The organism is Klebsiella sp. JB_Kp031 (assembly GCF_040064295.1).
Taxonomy (GTDB): Bacteria; Pseudomonadota; Gammaproteobacteria; order Enterobacterales; family Enterobacteriaceae; genus Klebsiella; species Klebsiella quasipneumoniae.
This window is the reverse complement of record NZ_JBEAJW010000006.1, coordinates 26293-44543: the sequence shown is the minus strand read 5'-3', so window position 1 is coordinate 44543 and position 18251 is coordinate 26293. Positions and strand designations below refer to the sequence as shown.

Sequence of the window (18251 nt, the reverse complement as noted above, 5' to 3'; positions counted from 1 at the left end):
CCCCCCCCCCCCCCCCCCCCCCCCCCCCCCCCGAACCCCTTCTGACATTCCCTACCAAATTCGGTAACACGATAAATAACGCTTGCCGTCAAAAACAACATTATTGATAATGATTATCATTGTTGATTTGATTCTTATTTTGAGAGCTATGACGCGTATGGATAACACTGCCACAGCTGAAAAACCAAAAGACAATGCCCCCTATCCCGTGGCGACGGACAGACAGATCAGCAGTCGGGTTCTGTTAGGCAGCGAAGGACGGGTAGTCATTGAGCATGGCGGCCAGCGCTATCTGCTGCGCCAGACCCACGCCGGGAAGTTGATCCTGACCAAATAGTCGCCCCGCGGTGCGCGGGGCGAGGCGAGTTAGCTCGAGCAGCTGACTTCCAGACGTTTCCCCCAGTCCGGCGGCCGGCGGACGTAGTCGTCCTCGCGATCGGTGAAGGGATCGGCCAGCGCGGCATGCAGACGCTCCAGCTCCCCCATATCGCCAGCCTCAGCCTGCTCGATCGCCCGCTGCGCCAGCCAGTTACGTAATACCAGCGCCGGGTTGACGCCCTGCATCCGCTGCTGGCGCTGGGCATCCCCCACCTGTTCATCACGCAGCCGCGCGCGATATCCGGCGAACCAGCTGTCGAAAGCTGCACGGTCGATAAACTCGTCGCGCAGCGGCGAGGCGGCGCTGAGCTGTTCGCTGTGGCTCAGCAGGCGGAACGTTCGGGTATAGTCGCTTCTCTCGCGGATCATCAGGGCAAACAGACCGTCGAGCAGGTCGTTATCCCCTTTCTGCTGGCTGAACAGGCCAAGCTTGTCGCGCATCCGCTGGCCATAGGCGGTCAGCAAGGCGTGCTGATACTCATCCAGCGTCGCATTCAGCGCTTCGGCGCTGATAAACGGCGACAGCGACTGGGCCAGACGCTGCAGATTCCACAGCCCCACCGCCGGCTGGTTTTCAAAACTGTAGCGCCCCTGATAGTCGGAGTGGTTGCAGATGAAGTCCGGCTGAAAATCGTCAAGGAAGCCATACGGGCCGTAGTCGATGGTCAAACCGAGAATCGACATGTTGTCGGTATTCATCACCCCATGGGCAAAGCCCACGGTTTGCCAGCTGGCGATGGTCTGCGCGGTACGCGTGACAACGTCACGGAACCATAACAGGTACTTGTCCGCCTCATCCTGCAGTTGCGGCCAGTGGTGGCGAATGACATAGTCGGCCAGCTGCTGGACCTTCTGCGGCTCGCGACGATAGTAAAAATGTTCGAAATGGCCAAAGCGGACATGGCTCTCGGCCACCCGCATCAGCATCGCGCCAGGCTCCACGCGCTCGCGGTAGACCGGCGTATCGCTGGTCACCATCGCCAGGGCGCGCGTCGTCGGGATCCCCAGGGCGTGCATCGCCTCTGACGCCAGACTTTCCCGGATCGTCGAGCGCAGCACGGCGCGGCCGTCTCCCATCCGCGAATAGGGGGTCAGGCCGGCGCCTTTCAGATGCCAGTCGTAACGACGGCCATCCGCCAGCTGCTGCTCGCCGAGCAGGATCCCGCGGCCGTCGCCCAGCTGGCCGGCCCAGGCGCCAAACTGATGGCCGCTGTATACCTGCGCCAGCAGGGACATGCCCGGGAGCAGCGCTTCCCCGCCCCAGACGCCGGCCCCGTTTTCAGGCGCAAACAGCGCGTCAGGGACGCCCAGCTGTTGCGCCAGCGGGGCGTTGCGCCAGATGAGTCGGGCGTTATCCAGCGGCGTTGGTGACAGGGAAGTGTAAAAGTCCGGCAGTTCATCCCGCCAGTGGGTGGTAAAAGAAAGGGTCATGGTTCCTCCTCTCTCCAGTGTAGTGCCTGGAACAGCGGATTAACACGGGCGGAGTGCAGGGTTATCGGCATAAAAAAGGGAAGCGCTCGCTTCCCTCAGGCCGCTGAATGACGTCAGATACGCCGCGCCTGCCAGAACTTTTTGTTCCAGTAGACGTTATCCAGCGAGGAACGGGTGACGCCCTGACTGGTGGAGGCATGTATAAACTGGTTATCGGTATCGTAGATGCCGACGTGCAGGCCGCTTTCGCCTGAGCCGGTTTTGAAGAACACCAGATCGCCAGGCAGCAGATCGCGCTTATCAATCCGGGTACCGATTTCCGCCTGCTCGCGGGTTTCGCGCGGCAGCTGGAGGGCAAATTTATCGCGAAACGTGCGCACCACAAAGCCGGAGCAGTCGACGCCGCGCGGCGTCATGCCGCCGTAGCGATACGGTGCGCCGCGCCAGCTGCGCAGCTGCTCGTTCAGATTCGCCACCACCGTAATGGAGTCAGCCAGCCGAGGATTCGGCGGCGGTGCCCGATGGCTGCTGCAGCCGGCTAAAATTAACGCCGCCGCCAACATGAACCAGAAGCGCATTTCAGATGATCCCTCTGTCCCTAGTCTCTTTATCGCAATAATTTAGCTTGTTTATCAATATAGTGACAAGATAACTGCGTGCTACTGTGACGCGATGAGCATAATATGACCGGCCACCTCCACGCGCTGGAACGGGATCGCATAGGCGGCGGTTAAATTTTCCTCATTCAGCACCTCGGCGGTCTCCCCGCAGGCGATGGCTTCCCCCTGGCAGAGCAGCCAGCTCTGTCCGGCATGGCGCAAAGTGTGGTTGAGATCGTGACTGCTCATCACCACCGCAATTCCCGCCGCGCTTAGCTCGCGTAACAGCCGATCCAGCGCCGCCTGCTGGGCCACATCCAGACTGTTCATCGGCTCATCCAGCAGCAGCAGTTGACCCACGGGATTGCTTAAGGGATCGATCTGCAGGATCACTGCCGCCAGCCGCACGCGCTGCCACTCGCCGCCCGACAGCTGATTGACCGGACGGCCCAGCTTATTGTCCAGACCAAGCCGGGCCGCGATATCGCTCAGACGGGCGCTATCACCCTGCTGCTGCATATGCAGCGCCAGGTAGTGCCACACCGGCATGGCGAACGGCGGGGTCTGGTGTTGACACAGATATCCGCGACGGCGCGCCAGCTCCGTCGCCGGCCACTCGTCAAGCCGTCGTCCGTTAAAATGAATCGTACCGGGGCCGTCGGACAGTCCCGCCATGCGGGCCAGCAGCGTGCTCTTCCCTGCGCCGTTAGGCCCCACCAGGTGGACGATCTCCCCGGCGCGAAAGGCCGCAGAAAACGGGGCCAAACGCCCCGCCGCTTCTACATCCTGTAGCTGCATCAGAAACGACATTATTTCGCCAGCGCTCCTTTAATCGCCGCCACCAGCTGCGGATCGTCCGGCGTCATGTCCGGAGAGAAGCGCTGAATGACGTTGCCCTGGCGATCGACGAGGAATTTTTCGAAATTCCACAGAATGTCGTCCACGTACAGCGGCGCCCGGCCCTTGCTGGCCATCCGCTCATAAAAACCGCTGCCTTCCGGGGCCACCGCCTTCGGCGCGGCAGCAACCAGCTTTTGATAGAGCGGCGCGCGATGTTCGCCGTTGACGTCAATCTTGCTGAACAGCGGGAAGGTGACGCCGTAGGTGGTGCTGCAGAAGGTCTTAATCTCTTCTTCACTGCCCGGCTCCTGGCCGAGGAACTGGTTGCAGGGGAAGCCCAGGACGCTGAAGCCCTCGCCGGCAAACTGCTTTTGCAGGTCCTCCAGTTGCTCATACTGCGGCGTCAGGCCGCATTTGGAGGCCACATTGACGATCAGCAGTACCTTGCCGGCAAAGGATGCCAGGGTGGTTTTCTCGCCATCAATGGTCGTCACTTCGGTATTCAGAATGTCATGTTGCATAGCCTGTCCTCAATGGATAAACCGGTTTCCGGTGAAGGTGATCCCTATCTACTGTAGCGGATTCAGCGCCCGCCATTCTACTGCCAATCCCCGCGAGTTGTCGCATGATGTAACAGCGCTTCGCTGCCCGTCGGCAACATGAAATCCTCTCAATTGGGCAGGCAACCATTTCCGTGTACAGTGTTCCATGAATGTAATATGGTTTTGTTACTTGTTAATTTAAGAGAGTTTTATTGATGAAGAAGTTGTTTAGCCTGGCGTTAATCGCCGCCTCTGTCGCCCTGCTGAGCGCCTGCTCTCCGGATGAAGATAATAAAGTGAAAGTCGCTATCAATACCGGGCCGGACGAAGCCATCTGGAAAGTAGTGGAGCAGGTAGCGAAGGATAAATATCACCTCGACGTCGAAGTGGTCTCCTTCAATGATTACGTGCTGCCTAACGAAGCGCTGAACAACAAAGATGTGGATGCCAACGCCTTCCAGACCCTGCCTTACCTTGAGGCGCAGTCGAAGGAGCGCGGCTATAAATTCGCGGTGGTGGGTAAAACCTTTGTCTTCCCTATCGCCGCCTATTCACATCGCATCAAAAATATCAGCGAGCTCCCTGAGGGGGCGACAGTGACCATCTCTAATGAAACCACCACCCTGGGCCGCAGCCTGCTGCTGCTGCAGGCGCAGGGACTGCTCAAGCTGAAACCGGGCGTCGGCTATTTACCCACCACGCTGGATATCATCGACAACCCAAAACAGCTGAAAATTGTGGAGGTGGATACCCCGCAGCTGACTCGTACTCTGGATGACCCGAACGTCAGCCTGTCAATCATTAACACCAACTTCTCCGCCCAGGCTGGCCTGTCGGCCGCCCGCGACGGCCTGTTCATGGAGGGACCGGATTCCCCTTACGTGAATGCGATCGTCGCCCGCGAGGATAACAAGGACAGCAAGAAAATTCAGGAACTGAAAGCCGCCTTCCAGACCAGTGAAGTCGCGGAAAAAGCGAAGGAAGTCTACAAAGGCGACGCGATCAAAGGCTGGTAAGCCCGAGCCGGCGCCGTCCCTGCAGACGGCGTCGCGCTATCCCCGTCACCGCGAGCGCAGCAGCAACCAGATAAAGACCGGCGCGCCCAGCGTCGCCGTCACCACGCCAATCGGCAGCTCAGCGGCGGAAAGCGCCAGCCGGGCGATAATATCCGCCCCCAGCAAAGCGCTTGCCCCCGCCAGCATGCAGGCCGGGAGCAACACCCGGTGATCGCTCAAGCCGCATAGCCGCAGAATGTGCGGGATCACCAGGCCGATAAAGCCAATCGCCCCCGCCAGCGCCACGCTCACGCCGACCATCCAGCCGGTCGCCACCACCAGCAGCTTGCGCCACAGCCACAGCGGCAGCCCGAGCTGACGGGCGGAGACTTCGCCCAGCGCCAGTAAATTCAGGGGTTGTGACTGCAGACAGACCCAGCAGAGTACCGGCAGGAGGGCTATCATCAGCCACAGCTGCTGCCAGTCGACGCCGCCAAACCCGCCCATCATCCAGTACATCAGCTGCCGCAGGTCAAAAGAGGTGGAGAAGTACACCGCCCAGGTCATCAGGGCGCTGCAGATGATGCCCAGCGCCACCCCCGCCAGCAGCAGACGGCTGGTGGAAAGATGGCGGCGGGCGAAACGCAGCAGAATAAAGGTGATCAGCAGCGCGCCGAGGATCGCGCACAGCCCAAGCGCCCAGCCTGGTAACAGGCCTTTGCCCAACAGGACGGCGGCAATCAGCCCGACGCCCGCGCCGTTGGAGACGCCCAGCAGACCCGGTTCCGCCAGCGGATTTTCAAACAGCGCCTGCATTATCGCCCCGGAGAGCGCCAGCGCCGCCCCCACCAGCAACACCGCCAGGGTCCGAGGCAGGCGGATCTGCCAGATAAACAGCTGCCCCTTGGCGCTGAACCACTCGCCGGGCGGGATCCATTGATCCCCCGCGCACAGACTGATCAGCAGGGTGACCAGCAGCAACAGCGTTAAACCAAAGAGCCAACGCCGGCTGCGGCGCTGTTGGAGATGGGCGAGAGTCAGCATAGATTCCATTACGCACTGGGAACAAGAGGCTGATTTTACGGTGGCTGTCGCGGTGAGAAAAGGAAAACCTCACAGCCAAACGTCGACGCGGAGGAGGCTCCCCCGCGTCGACCATCCCGCTTTACACCAGGATCTGAAACAGCAGCGCGAAGAGAATGATGTTCGCCACCACGATTGCCCAGCCGTTATAGAGCATGTATTTCAGATGAGTAGACTGTGCCAGCCCCATCTGGCCGAACATGTCCGATGAGGGGAACGGCCCGAACCAGTCCACCTGAGACGAGGCCAGCAGCACTGCGGTGGTCCCCTGCGGCGGCACGCCGGCGGCCATCAGCATTGGGCCAAAGATTTTATGAGTAAAGGTCATCTGGGCCACCGCCGCGCCAGGCACATGGCCGATAATATTGAACGCGAAGATGCTAAAGCACAGCCAGGCCGGGGAGATCCCCTCCAGCAACGGCTGGGTATACTCCAGCAGCCCCTGATAGGCGTGCAGGCCATCCATCAGCTCAAGGATCGGGTTGTACAGCCAGTAGAGAATAAACATCCACACCAGACGACCGCAGCCGTGATAGAGGGCCTGCAGGATCTGCGTCGGCCGCAGGCCGCCCACCAGCCCGGTCATCAGCGCCACCAGCAGCATGACGATAATTGCAAAGCTAAAGCCGGCTTTAATCACCACTCCAACTACCGCCATCACGATGATGGTCGCGGCGAAAGCCAGCGCGCTTAATTTACGCCGGCGCTGCTGCGCGGCGTTAAGTTCCTCTTGCGGCTTTTCCGAGAGATCGACCTCATAGCACAGTTTGCCTTCGGTCATCTTCTGGATACGTCCCGCCATGATCCAGCCGGCTAACAGGGTGACGGCGCTCATCGGCAGGCCGACATACAGCAGATAATCCGGATAGCTCAGTCCGCCAAGGCTGAGGATCGTCACGGTGCTGGGGGTGAAAGGCCCGGTAAAGAGTCCAACGGAACCGGCGGTCATCATCAGCGCGGCCACCGTCGGCGGCGTTAAGCGTACCGCCGCCGCTACGGGGATAATCACTGCGACAATAATCGCGTTGCCACCGGCCATGGTGCCCAGCGAACCGCAAATTAAAATCGATGACACCACAATGCCGAACTTGACCCGCGTCTGGCTCGACAGCCCAATACGGTGGACCACGAATTTCACCAGCTCAACCGCCGCGCCGGTGCGGGTGGCTACCTCCCCCACGCCGGCGCCGAGCATAATGATAAGCCCGACGGTGGCAATAAATGACCCGGTGGATTTCGCCAACATCACGCCCATTTCCGGCAGACCGGTTGAGGTCATGATCATGGCGATAATAATCGAGGAGATGACCGCCAGCACAATATCGACGCCGATCAGCGATAATATCGCTAACGCCACCAGCGGCGTAAATCCCAGCAGGCCAAGCTCGCTGCCCGGTCGACCGTGGCACCACAGCGCAATCAACACGAACAGCAGCAATAACAGACCGGTAATAACGTTTTTTCGCGTGATATTTCGTCTGACAGGCGTATTGCCTGCGAGCGTTGAGTCACTCATAACACTCCTTAATGCCAATCAATCCGACCGTAAAGGTCAGGTGGTGTATTGGGGCCTGCTCAGAAAATATCCTCCCTCTTTTTCATTATTGGCCGCGGCCTGAGGGTCTGGTGGGGTACAAAGGAAACGATTCTGAGAGCGTTTTATTCCGCCATCAGGCGGGGCCAGCAGCACAATATGTAACCAATGCGCTGATTGGTGATTAAATTTATGTTAACTTAGTGTTAGTAGAAAATGACTTTTTATCGGTAGGCTATAACCCTGAGTTAACTGTTCATGAAACTGCGTCATCTGGAAATCTTCTATGCCGTCATGACCTGCGGCTCTCTGTCGCGGGCTGCGGAATCGCTCAATATCTCCCAGCCAGCGGCCAGCAAAGCGTTAAAAAGCGCCGAGCTGAAGCTGGGCTTTACCCTCTTTCAGCGGGTGCGCGGCAAGCTGCTGCCGACCAGCGAGGCGATCACACTTTTCGAAAAAGCGCAGACTATTTATCAGGACCTCGATAACCTGCGCCTGCTGGCCGATAACCTGGCCCGCGATCCGCGCGCTAAAATCACCTTAGGCTGCCTGCCGAGCCTGGGGTTAAGCCTGGTACCGGAGCTGGTGACCGATTTTTATCAACAAAACAGCAACCTGGTAATGACGCTCACCACAGAACACACCGAGACGCTGGTTAGAAAACTGGATTTACGCGAGATAGATTTAGCGCTGACGCTGCAGCCGGTGCAGCAGGGAGAGATCCTTACCACCCTGATTGCCGAAGTGCCGCTGGTATATATCGACCGTCATTATCGTCAGGGTGCGGTGGACATCAGCGAGATCGACCAGCAGCGGTGGATCTCGCCGGGGCCGCACTCGCTCTCCGCCGCCATCGCCACCCGTCGCGACTTTTCCACTACCCGGCTAAACGTCCAGACCTACTATATGGCCACCGAGTTCGTGAAGCGCGGCATGGGCTGCAGCATTACCGATATCTTTTCCGCCCAGCACAACCTTTCTCCCGAGATGATCCATCCCATTACGCCGCCGATCGCGATTAACCTCTGCCTGTTACGGCGGGCCGACGTTTCCCTGAGCCCGATGGCGCAAAAGTTCGTCGATTTTCTCTGCCAGCGCCTGCGCCAGCAGCTCAAGGAGATTAACCTGCGGTTATACCCTGACCATAAAAAGTCAATTGCGCCGCTGGGGTAAATGCTTTGACATAACCCGATAAATTGATCAGCGGTGGATATATCGGGTTATGAACAAACGCATTGTCATTATCGGCGGCGGCGTGGTCGGTCTGGCCACGGCCTGGGAACTGATTAAGCGCGGCCATCAGGTGCAATTACTGGAGCGCAATGGCGAACCGGCCAGCGCCACCAGTTTTGCCAACGGCGGACAATTAAGTTACCGCTACGTCGCTCCCCTTGCCGACAGCGGCGTTCCCCTGCAGGGGATGAAATGGATGGGTAAAGCCGATTCGCCGCTCAATATGCGTCTCAATATCTCTTTTCAGCAGTGGCGCTGGCTGCTGCAGTTCCTGCGCGCCTGTAATAGCCAGACCAATAAAATAAACGGCGACCATATATTGCGTCTGTCGCTGCTCAGCCGGCAGGTTATGCAGTCGTGGCGGGAAGAGGATAGGCTTGCCGATTTTCACTGGCGACGCAGCGGAAAATTAATTATCCATCGCCGGGAATACGATTTTACTAAAGCGGCAAAAGGGATAGATCCTCAATATCAGCAGGTGCTGAATGCTGAAGCCTGCCTGCGGCTGGAGCCGGCGCTAAAACATATCAGCCCTTCGCTACAGGGCGGCATTTATTCGCCGGGGGATGAAACGGCGGATTGCCATCAGTTTTGCCTTGCGCTGCTCGACAAGCTCACCGCCAGCAGCCGCTTCAGCCTGCTGACCCACTGTGAGGTGCTGCAGCTCACTAAGCGCGGCGGACGCGTCAGCGCCCTGGAGACCAGCCGCGGGAGCATCACCGGCGATGAGTATGTCGTCGCCGCCGGAAACGGCAGCGGCCCGCTGCTGGGACATCTGGGCGTTCGCGTGCCGCTCTGCGCCCTGAAGGGGTATAGCCTGACCCTTCCCTATCCCCAACAGACGGGCATTGCGCCGGACATCAGCGTTACCGACTATGGGCACAAAATTGTCTATGCCCGCCTTGGCCAGCAGTTGCGCATCGCAGCGATGGTGGACATCGGCTACGACGGCGACGAACTGCGCGAAAGCCGCATTCAGGCGCTGAAGAGCATCGTCGCCCGTAGCTTTCCCGAACTCGAGGGGTTGGACAAGGCCGAAGCCTGGACCGGCATGCGCCCCTCAACGCCAGCCGGCCCACCGCTGCTGGGACGCGCCGGCTACCCCAACCTGTGGATGAACCTCGGCCAGGGAAGCCTCGGCTTTACCCTCGCCGCCGGCAGCGCGGTGGTGCTGGGCGCGTTAATCGACAATCAGATGCCAGACATTTCTTTAGAAGGTCTCACATGGAAACAAACCGCATGACAATTATTCGCAATCATCCACAACCTCGTCTTTCCGCCAGCGTTGAGTATGGCAATCTGCTGTTCCTCTCCGGACAGACGCCGAAAAGCAACGAGGAGGAGATCACCTTGCAGACCCGCGAAGTGCTGGAGAAGATCGACGCCCTGCTGGCAGAGTCCGGGAGCGATAAGCGGCACATTCTCTCCGCGCAGATCTGGCTGAAAAATATCGAACGTGACTTTGCTGCGTTCAATGAGGCGTGGGTGGAGTGGATGCCGGACGGCCATAGCCCGGCGCGAGCGGCCGTGCAGGCGGAGATGGCGCGACCAGAAATCCTGGTGGAGATCATGCTCACTGCCGTTAAAGCGTAAGTTTCGACAGAAAAGAAAAAGGCCGCGATGCGGCCTTTTTAATTAGTTCAGATTATTTGTCTTTAGGCGACGCGTTTTCGACACGGCTTTTCAGCTTCTGACCGGGTCTGAAGGTCACCACGCGCCGGGCTGTAATGGGAATATCCTCCCCCGTCTTCGGGTTACGTCCCGGGCGTTGGTTTTTATCCCGCAAATCGAAGTTGCCGAACCCGGAGAGTTTGACCTGTTCTCCGTTTTCCAGAGCACGACGGATCTCTTCGAAAAACAACTCGACCAGTTCTTTGGCATCCCGCTTGCTAAGCCCAAGCTTATCAAACAGATATTCTGACATTTCAGCTTTTGTAAGCGCCATAGGTTCAATCCCTCAATGATGCCTGGAATCGCTCTTTTAATGCCTCTACACATCTGGCAACGGTAGCGGCAATCTCCTCTTCTTCGAGTGTACGGCTGGTATCCTGCAGGATCAGGCTAATCGCAAGGCTCTTATACCCTTCCGCCACACCTTTACCACGGTACACGTCAAATAAGTTTACGCCAACTACCTGATTTACGCCAACTTTCTTACATTCGGCTAAAACATCGGCGGCAGCCACGTTTTCCGCGACCAGCACCGCGATGTCGCGACGGTTCGCCGGGAAGCGGGAAATATCGCGCGCCTGAGGCACCACGCGGTCTGCGAGCTTGTTCCACTCCAGTTCAAACACCAGAGTGCGACCGTTCAGATCCAGTTTACGTTCCAGCTCAGGATGAACAACCCCAATGAAACCAATGCGTTCACCTTTAAGATAAATCGCTGCGGACTGCCCCGGATGCAGCGCGGTGGTCGCTTCAGCACGGAATTCGATATCCGCTAATTTTCCGGTTAAATCCAGAACGGCTTCCAGATCGCCTTTCAGATCATAGAAATCGACCGTCTCTTTCGCCAGTGTCCAGTGCTCTTCGTAGCGGTTGCCGCAGATGGCCCCGGCCAGCATCACATCCTGACGAATGCCCAGCGGCGCGTTGGTGTCCGGCACAAAGCGCAGACCACTCTCAAAGATGCGTACCCGGCTCTGCTGACGGTTCTGGTTGTAGACCACGGTCCCCAGCAGGCCAGTCCACAGCGACAGGCGCATCGCCGACATTTCGCTGGATATCGGGCTTGGCAGAATCAGCGCCTCTTCACCCGCGTGGATCAGCTGCTGGACTTTCGGGTCGACGAAGCTGTAGGTGATCACTTCCTGATAGCCTTTGTCATTCAGCAGCGTTTTCACGCGCTTCAGCGACAGATCGGCTTCACGGTGGGTACCCATGATCAGACCCGCCTGCACCGGCTCATCAGGAATGTTGTTGTAGCCATAAACGCGAGCCACTTCCTCGACCAGATCCTCTTCGATCTCTATGTCGAAACGCCAGCTCGGGGCCACCGCCTGCCATTCGCCTTCGCCCACCGTCACTTCGCAGCCGAGGCGCTGCAGAATGTCGGTGACCTGCGCGTCGTCGATATGGTGGCCAATCAGGCGATCCAGTTTGCTACGACGCAGAGTGATGGTGGCGCGTTTTGGCAGAGTCTCTTCGTTGGTCACGTCGATCACCGGGCCGGCTTCGCCGCCGCAGAGGTCGATCAGCAGACGCGTGGCGCGCTCCAGCGCTTTATACTGCAGGGCCGGATCGACGCCGCGCTCATAGCGATGAGAGGCATCGGTGTGCAGGCCGTGACGGCGCGCGCGGCCGGTGATGGACAGCGGGCTGAAGAAGGCACACTCCAGCAGCACGTTCTGGGTTTCGTCGTTAACGCCGGAGTGCTCCCCGCCGAAGATCCCGCCCATTGCCAGCGCTTTGTTGTGGTCAGCAATGACCAGGGTATCGCTGTCGAGCTTCGCTTCGGAGCCATCAAGCAGGACCAGGGTTTCGCCCTCTTTCGCCATACGCACCACGATCCCGCCTTCGATACGGTCACGGTCAAAGGCGTGCATCGGCTGGCCCAGCTCAAGCAGCACATAGTTGGTTACGTCAACCACCGCGTCGATGGAGCGGATCCCGCAGCGGCGCAGTTTCTCTTTCATCCACAGCGGCGTCGGCGCTTTGACGTTGATGCCTTTCACCACGCGGCCCAGATAGCGCGGGCACGCCTGCGGGGCGTCAACCTGAATCGGCAGCACATCGTCAATGGTGGCGGCAACCGGGGTGATTTCCGGCGCGTTCAGCGGCGCCTTGTTCAGCACGGCCACGTCGCGCGCGACGCCGATGATGCCCAGGCAGTCGGCGCGGTTCGGGGTGACGCTGATCTCGATGGTGTTATCGTCTAGCTTAAGGTATTCGCGAATATCGGTACCGATCGGCGCATCCGCCGGCAGCTCGATAATTCCGCTATGATCGTCGGAAATGCCCAGCTCGGAGAAGGAGCACAGCATCCCTTCTGACGGTTCGCCGCGCAGCTTCGCAGCCTTGATTTTAAAATCGCCCGGCAGCACGGCGCCGATGGTCGCCACGGCGACTTTCAGCCCCTGACGGCAGTTTGGCGCGCCGCAGACGATGTCCAGTAGGCGTTCGCCGCCGACGTTGACTTTAGTGACGCGCAGTTTGTCGGCGTTCGGGTGCTGACCGCACTCCACGACTTCACCAACAACGACGCCGTTGAAGCTGCCGGCAACCGGCTCAACGCCGTCCACTTCGAGGCCCGCCATGGTGATCTGATCGGAAAGCGCTTCGCTGTCGATCGCCGGGTTAACCCACTCGCGTAACCACAGTTCACTGAATTTCATTGTTCTGTCCTGCCCTTATTTAAACTGTTTGAGGAAACGCAGATCGTTTTCGAAGAACGCGCGCAGATCGGTGACGCCATAGCGCAGCATGGTCAGACGCTCCATGCCCATGCCAAAGGCGAAGCCGGAATACACTTCCGGATCGATACCCACGTTGCGCAGCACGTTCGGGTGCACCATCCCGCAGCCCAGCACTTCCAGCCATTTGCCGTTTTTACCCATCACGTCGACTTCCGCGGACGGTTCGGTGAAGGGGAAGTAAGACGGACGGAAGCGTACCTGCAGATCTTCTTCAAAGAAGTTGTTCAGGAAATCGTGCAGGGTTCCTTTCAGGTTGGTGAAGCTGATGTTTTTATCAACGATCAGACCTTCCATCTGGTGGAACATCGGGGTGTGGGTCTGATCGTAGTCGTTACGATAGACGCGTCCCGGCGCGATAATACGGATCGGCGGCTGCTGGTTTTCCATGGTGCGGATCTGCACGCCGGAGGTCTGGGTGCGCAGCAGGCGAGTGGCATCGAACCAGAAAGTGTCGTGGTCAGCGCGCGCCGGATGGTGACCCGGGATATTCAGCGCATCGAAGTTGTGGTAATCGTCTTCGATTTCCGGGCCCGTCGCCACGGTAAAGCCGAGCTCACCGAAGAAACTTTCAATACGGTCGATGGTGCGGGTGACCGGATGCAGGCCGCCATTTTCAATGCGGCGACCCGGCAGCGAGACGTCGATGGTCTCTGCAGCCAGACGAGCATTCAGCGCCGCCCCTTCCAGTTCGGCTTTGCGCGCATTCAGCGCCTGCTGTACCTGCTCTTTCGCTTCGTTGATGACCGCACCGGCTGCCGGACGCTCTTCCGGCGGCAACTCACGCAGGGTGGTCATTTGCAGGGTCAGATGCCCTTTCTTACCCAGGTATTCCACGCGGACGTTGTCCAGCGCAGCAACATCTGATGCCTCGTTAATGGCTGCCTTGGCACTGGCAACCAGCTCTGCGAGATGTGACATGGTTTTCCTCATTATGTCGGTGCAGACACCGGTTATAGTGAAATTAATATTCCGAATCCATATACGAAAAAAGCCTCCACAGGGGAGGCTTTCTGGCGCTGTTTTCCGTTTCTTCTTTCACGCGCTAGCCTCCTGAGTTCAGGTGCTAAAGTAAAAAAAGAAGCGGAAAATAGCAGCATTCATGCTTGCATTACCTTGTCTGGTAAGAAACGTCAGACCTGTATTGAAAAGCCTGCGCCGATAAAAGTCAATGTATTGATGGTGTTGAAACGAAAAGAGGGAGACAAGCTCCCTCTTTCAACTGGCTTATGCCAGAGCTGCTTTCGCTTTTTCGACCAGAGCGGTGAACGCTACTTTGTCGAATACGGCGATGTCAGCCAGGATCTTACGGTCGATTTCAACAGAGGCTTTTTTCAGGCCATTGATGAATTTGCTGTAAGAAATACCGTTCTGACGTGCTGCTGCGTTGATACGTGCAATCCACAGTTGACGGAACTGACGTTTACGTTGACGACGGTCACGGTAAGCGTACTGACCAGCTTTGATAACAGCCTGGAAGGCAACGCGGTATACGCGAGAACGCGCACCGTAGTAGCCTTTAGCTTGTTTCAAAATTTTCTTGTGACGTGCACGTGCAATTACACCACGTTTTACGCGAGCCATGTGTGCTCTCCTGTATCTATTCTAAGTTAAAAAAGTTAAACGTTAACGACTTATGCGTACGGCAGGCACGCGATAACCAGGCCCAGATCGCCTTTGGAAACCATGGCTTTCGGACGCAGGTGACGTTTACGCTTGGTAGCTTTTTTAGTCAGAATGTGACGCAGGTTAGCGTGCTTGTGCTTAAAACCACCTTTACCGGTTTTTTTGAAGCGCTTAGCAGCACCGCGTACGGTCTTAATTTTTGGCATTTTAATAACTTCCACTTCGCATTGTTAATAAACGAAACAAAGGCGAACAAAACCAGTGAGCCGAAGCCCACCGGAAATGTTTCTTGATGGCCTTACTGTTTCTTCTTAGGAGCGAGCACCATGATCATCTGGCGGCCTTCGATCTTCGTTGGGAAGGATTCGACTACTGCCAGTTCAACCAGATCGTCTTTCACGCGGTTAAGCACTTCCATACCGATCTGCTGGTGGGCCATCTCACGACCGCGGAAACGCAGCGTGATCTTGGCCTTATCGCCATCTTCGAGAAAGCGAATCAGGCTGCGGAGTTTTACCTGATAGTCACCTTCATCAGTACCAGGGCGGAATTTAATTTCCTTAACCTGGATAACTTTCTGCTTCTTCTTCTGTTCCTTAGAAGACTTACTCTTTTCATAAAGGAACTTGCCGTAGTCCATGATACGACAAACTGGCGGCTCGGCGTTAGGGCTGATTTCAACTAAATCTACTCCAGCCTCTTCAGCCTTTTCGATAGCTTCTCTCAGACTCACAATACCCAGCTGCTCACCTTCCAGACCTGTTAAGCGAACTTCCTGGGCGCGAATCTCGCCATTGATACGATTCGGACGTGCCGTTTGAACTCGTTTTCCGCCTTTAATACCTTATTCCTCCAGTTGTTGAAGACTGCGGCTGCGAATCTCTTGTTGCAGCTTCTCGATCACTTCATTTACGTCCATGCTGCCGAGGTCTTTCCCGCGACGGGTGCGCACGGCCACTTTGCCGGCTTCGACTTCTTTGTCGCCACAGACCAACATATACGGGACACGACGTAAAGTGTGCTCGCGGATTTTAAAGCCAATCTTCTCATTTCTCAAGTCTGCTTTTACACGAATGCCCGCATTTTGTAGTTTACGCGTCAATTCGTTAACGTATTCAGCCTGAGAATCGGTGATATTCATGACCACCACCTGCACTGGCGCAATCCAGGTTGGGAAGAAGCCAGCGAACTCTTCGGTCAGGATGCCAATGAAGCGCTCCAGAGAACCGAGAATCGCACGGTGGATCATGACCGGCACCTGACGCTCGTTGTTTTCGCCCACATAGGAGGCGCTTAAACGCTGCGGCAGAGAGAAGTCCAGCTGTACCGTACCGCACTGCCATGCACGATCGAGGCAGTCATACAGGGTAAATTCAATTTTCGGGCCGTAGAACGCCCCTTCACCCAGTTGATATTCAAATGGGATATTATTTTCTTCCAGCGCCACCGCCAGATCCGCTTCCGCGCGATCCCAGGTCTCGTCGCTGCCGATACGTTTTTCCGGGCGAGTCGACAGTTTGACAACGATCTTCTCGAAGCCAAAGGTGCTGTACATATCGTAGACCATACGAATACAGGCGTTCACTTCATCGCGAACCTGATCTTCAGTACAGAAGATATGCGCATCATCCTGGGTAAAGCCACGAACGCGCATCAGACCGTGCAGCGCACCTGACGGCTCGTTGCGGTGGCAGCTACCGAACTCCGCCATACGCAGCGGCAGGTCACGGTAGGATTTCAGCCCCTGGTTGAAGATCTGCACGTGGCCCGGGCAGTTCATCGGCTTAATGCAGTATTCACGGTTCTCAGAAGAGGTGGTGAACATCGCATCTTTGTAGTTGTCCCAGTGGCCGGTTTTTTCCCACAGCACGCGGTCCATCATGAACGGACCTTTCACTTCCTGGTACTGGTACTCTTTAAGCTTGGAGCGCACGAAGGTTTCCAGTTCACGGAAGATAGTCCAGCCGTCGTTATGCCAGAAGACCATACCCGGCGCTTCTTCCTGCATGTGGTACAGGTCGAGCTGCTTGCCGATTTTACGGTGGTCGCGCTTCGCGGCCTCTTCCAGGCGCTGCAGGTAGGCGTTCAGGGCTTTCTTATCGGCCCACGCGGTACCATAAATGCGCTGCAGCATCTTGTTGTTGCTGTCGCCGCGCCAGTACGCGCCTGCGGTTTTCATCAGCTTGAAGTGATGGCAGAAACGCATGTTCGGCACGTGCGGACCGCGGCACATATCGATATATTCTTCATGATGATACAGGCCAGGCTTGTCATCATGAGCAATGTTTTCGTCAAGAATAGAAACTTTATAGCTTTCGCCGCGCTTCACGAAGGTTTCACGCGCTTCGTGCCAGCTCACTTTCTTCTTGATGACATCGTAGTTTTTCTCGGCGAGCTCATGCATACGTTTTTCGAGCGCGTCGATATCTTCCTGAGTCAGGGTGTGGTCGAGGTCTACGTCATAGTAGAAGCCATTATCAACAACCGGACCGATAGCCATTTTGGTGTTGGGCCACAGCTGTTTGATAGCATGGCCTAACAGGTGCGCGCAGGAGTGACGAATGATCTCCAGCCCTTCTTCATCTTTAGCCGTGATAATAGAGAGGGTGGAATCGGTTTCGATCGGGTCGCAGGCGTCTACCAGTTCACCGTTTACCCGCCCGGCGATGGTGGCTTTCGCCAGGCCTGGGCCGATATCCAGCGCGACGTCCATCGGGCTGACGGCGTGATCAAAATGGCGTTGGCTGCCATCAGGAAGCGTAATTACAGGCATTTTATGTCCTTATTTGCAGTGGTGCCCCACACGAAAGAGCACATACAAAACAATATAATCATAATTATCACCAGGTTAAGGCGCAGTTCCCGCTTCACTCTGCGAAAAGAGGAGCACGACCGGAGCGATCGTTCCCGCCTGCTGCCGCCTGCTGATAACACCGGGGAGTAGTTTACACATCATTGGTACGTGATTAAAGCCGCAATAGCATAAATGATGGCGGAATGCGGAGAAAACAAGAGCGGCGCGGATAAAAGCAGAATATCCGCCAGGAAGGGGCGATAATAATCACCAGCGAAGCCGGACGATATTATGCGGACAAACTAAAAGAGACGCGTTGATATTGCCTGCGTGATGTTTAGCGCGGGTCGTTAAACCGGTACCACTTTACCCGGCTTAATAGACTGCCCGTGAAGCAGTAGCCTGCGATATTAAGACCACTCGCCTGCCACCAGCGTATGCACATTAAAGGCATCGCTCATGGATTGTCCGGTGCTACGGGAACCGGGGGCAATATTCGACCCGGCCTCAACGTCGGTAGCTTTGGCGATACCTACCTGCGTATGGTCCTGGTTACCCGACGGCGGAACTGGCGTGGCGGCCGATGCGCCAAAGGAAAGCACGCACAGCGCCAGGGCTGCGATGGTAAATTGGCTTTTTTTCATGATGTTTATTCTCTTATTACGGAAGACGGACCGAACAATGTCTCCATTCGGTCAGTGGCTGTTAGTATAGATCCAGATCACATATTTGTCCGTCGAATATTTAGCTTTTCGTGTCAAATAGAATGAATATTTGTCAG

At 56.9% G+C, this 18251-nt stretch carries 20 protein-coding genes and 1 other annotated feature; of the genes, 5 read left to right on the top strand and 15 right to left on the bottom strand.

The genetic code is table 11. The features are described from left to right. Positions 1-157 precede the first annotated feature (157 nt). Positions 158-337, top strand: a complete 180-nt coding sequence (hemP, locus tag ABLV64_RS05230) for a hemin uptake protein HemP (RefSeq protein WP_023290103.1) — start codon at positions 158-160, stop codon at positions 335-337. 29 nt (positions 338-366) lie between these two features. Here the strand turns inward: hemP and selO are convergent, their stop codons facing one another. The 4 genes from selO to ABLV64_RS05210 all read right to left on the bottom strand — a co-directional run bounded on the left by selO (position 367) and on the right by ABLV64_RS05210 (position 3769). Next, positions 367-1809: a protein adenylyltransferase SelO gene (gene selO / locus ABLV64_RS05225; RefSeq protein WP_348843289.1), complete on the bottom strand. Its 1443-nt coding sequence runs from the start codon at positions 1807-1809 to the stop codon at positions 367-369. Positions 1810-1922: 113 nt separating this feature from the next. Continuing rightward, entirely contained in the window at positions 1923-2387 is a 465-nt protein-coding gene (locus tag ABLV64_RS05220; RefSeq protein ID WP_002909082.1) for an NlpC/P60 family protein, read from the bottom strand. An 81-nt stretch (positions 2388-2468) separates the two neighbouring features. Next, complete coding sequence (gene btuD / locus ABLV64_RS05215) at positions 2469-3218, bottom strand: vitamin B12 ABC transporter ATP-binding protein BtuD (protein ID WP_017900780.1); 750 nt, start codon at positions 3216-3218, stop codon at positions 2469-2471. After that, positions 3218-3769, bottom strand: coding sequence for a glutathione peroxidase (locus tag ABLV64_RS05210; RefSeq protein WP_004203124.1), 552 nt, complete (start codon positions 3767-3769; stop codon positions 3218-3220). Before ABLV64_RS05210 ends, btuD begins: the two co-directional genes overlap by 1 nt. A 236-nt stretch (positions 3770-4005) precedes the next feature. Between ABLV64_RS05210 and ABLV64_RS05205 the strand changes: the two genes are divergently transcribed. Then, on the top strand, positions 4006-4806 hold the full coding sequence (locus ABLV64_RS05205; RefSeq protein ID WP_004203125.1) for a MetQ/NlpA family lipoprotein: 801 nt from the start codon (positions 4006-4008) through the stop codon (positions 4804-4806). Positions 4807-4851: 45 nt separating this feature from the next. Here the strand turns inward: ABLV64_RS05205 and btuC are convergent, their stop codons facing one another. Together btuC and ABLV64_RS05195 are read right to left on the bottom strand one after the other, a co-directional pair. Next, a complete protein-coding gene (btuC, locus tag ABLV64_RS05200) occupies positions 4852-5829 on the bottom strand; it encodes a vitamin B12 ABC transporter permease BtuC (RefSeq protein ID WP_004203127.1) in 978 nt (325 codons plus the stop codon). Between the two features lie 121 nt (positions 5830-5950). Beyond that, positions 5951-7384, bottom strand: a complete 1434-nt coding sequence (locus ABLV64_RS05195; RefSeq protein ID WP_004203129.1) for a hypothetical protein — start codon at positions 7382-7384, stop codon at positions 5951-5953. Positions 7385-7660: 276 nt separating this feature from the next. Here ABLV64_RS05195 and ABLV64_RS05190 point away from each other — a divergent pair, with 276 nt between their 5' ends. Genes ABLV64_RS05190 through ABLV64_RS05180 form a run of 3 tightly spaced genes read left to right on the top strand, consistent with a single transcriptional unit; the run spans position 7661 to position 10228 of the window. After that, positions 7661-8575 (top strand): LysR family transcriptional regulator, encoded by a 915-nt coding sequence (locus tag ABLV64_RS05190; RefSeq protein WP_004203130.1) that lies wholly within the window; start codon positions 7661-7663, stop codon positions 8573-8575. 37 nt (positions 8576-8612) lie between these two features. Beyond that, positions 8613-9878 (top strand): D-amino acid dehydrogenase, encoded by a 1266-nt coding sequence (locus ABLV64_RS05185; protein WP_322966467.1) that lies wholly within the window; start codon positions 8613-8615, stop codon positions 9876-9878. Further along, positions 9875-10228 carry a RidA family protein gene (locus tag ABLV64_RS05180; protein ID WP_004203134.1) on the top strand — a complete coding sequence of 118 codons (354 nt, stop codon included), beginning with the start codon at positions 9875-9877 and terminating at the stop codon, positions 10226-10228. Before ABLV64_RS05185 ends, ABLV64_RS05180 begins: the two co-directional genes overlap by 4 nt. Positions 10229-10280: 52 nt before the next feature. On the opposite strand, the gene ihfA is transcribed toward ABLV64_RS05180, so the two are convergent. The 9 genes from ihfA to ABLV64_RS05135 form a co-directional block, all read right to left on the bottom strand. Beyond that, positions 10281-10580, bottom strand: coding sequence for an integration host factor subunit alpha (ihfA, locus tag ABLV64_RS05175; RefSeq protein ID WP_002909098.1), 300 nt, complete (start codon positions 10578-10580; stop codon positions 10281-10283). A 4-nt stretch (positions 10581-10584) separates the two neighbouring features. Continuing rightward, positions 10585-12972 carry a phenylalanine--tRNA ligase subunit beta gene (gene pheT, locus ABLV64_RS05170; protein WP_348843288.1) on the bottom strand — a complete coding sequence of 796 codons (2388 nt, stop codon included), beginning with the start codon at positions 12970-12972 and terminating at the stop codon, positions 10585-10587. 15 nt (positions 12973-12987) lie between these two features. Then, the gene (gene pheS / locus ABLV64_RS05165) at positions 12988-13971 is read right to left on the bottom strand and encodes a phenylalanine--tRNA ligase subunit alpha (protein ID WP_002909105.1); all 984 of its coding nucleotides are present in this window, start codon (positions 13969-13971) and stop codon (positions 12988-12990) included. Between the two features lie 63 nt (positions 13972-14034). Further along, positions 14035-14159, bottom strand: a sequence feature (Phe leader region). Next, positions 14110-14154: a pheST operon leader peptide PheM gene (gene pheM / locus ABLV64_RS05160; RefSeq protein ID WP_001386830.1), complete on the bottom strand. Its 45-nt coding sequence runs from the start codon at positions 14152-14154 to the stop codon at positions 14110-14112. (Overlaps the previous feature by 45 nt.) Before the next feature lie 118 nt (positions 14160-14277). Continuing rightward, positions 14278-14634, bottom strand: coding sequence for a 50S ribosomal protein L20 (gene rplT / locus ABLV64_RS05155; protein WP_000124850.1), 357 nt, complete (start codon positions 14632-14634; stop codon positions 14278-14280). A 50-nt stretch (positions 14635-14684) separates the two neighbouring features. Further along, on the bottom strand, positions 14685-14882 hold the full coding sequence (gene rpmI, locus ABLV64_RS05150) for a 50S ribosomal protein L35 (RefSeq protein WP_001124225.1): 198 nt from the start codon (positions 14880-14882) through the stop codon (positions 14685-14687). Positions 14883-14974: 92 nt separating this feature from the next. After that, complete coding sequence (gene infC, locus ABLV64_RS05145) at positions 14975-15517, bottom strand: translation initiation factor IF-3 (protein ID WP_004189469.1); 543 nt, start codon at positions 15515-15517, stop codon at positions 14975-14977. Positions 15518-15520: 3 nt separating this feature from the next. Beyond that, positions 15521-17449, bottom strand: a complete 1929-nt coding sequence (gene thrS / locus ABLV64_RS05140) for a threonine--tRNA ligase (RefSeq protein ID WP_017900777.1) — start codon at positions 17447-17449, stop codon at positions 15521-15523. Between the two features lie 431 nt (positions 17450-17880). After that, positions 17881-18114: a hypothetical protein gene (locus tag ABLV64_RS05135; RefSeq protein WP_004203141.1), complete on the bottom strand. Its 234-nt coding sequence runs from the start codon at positions 18112-18114 to the stop codon at positions 17881-17883. Between the last annotated feature and the right edge of the window lie 137 nt (positions 18115-18251).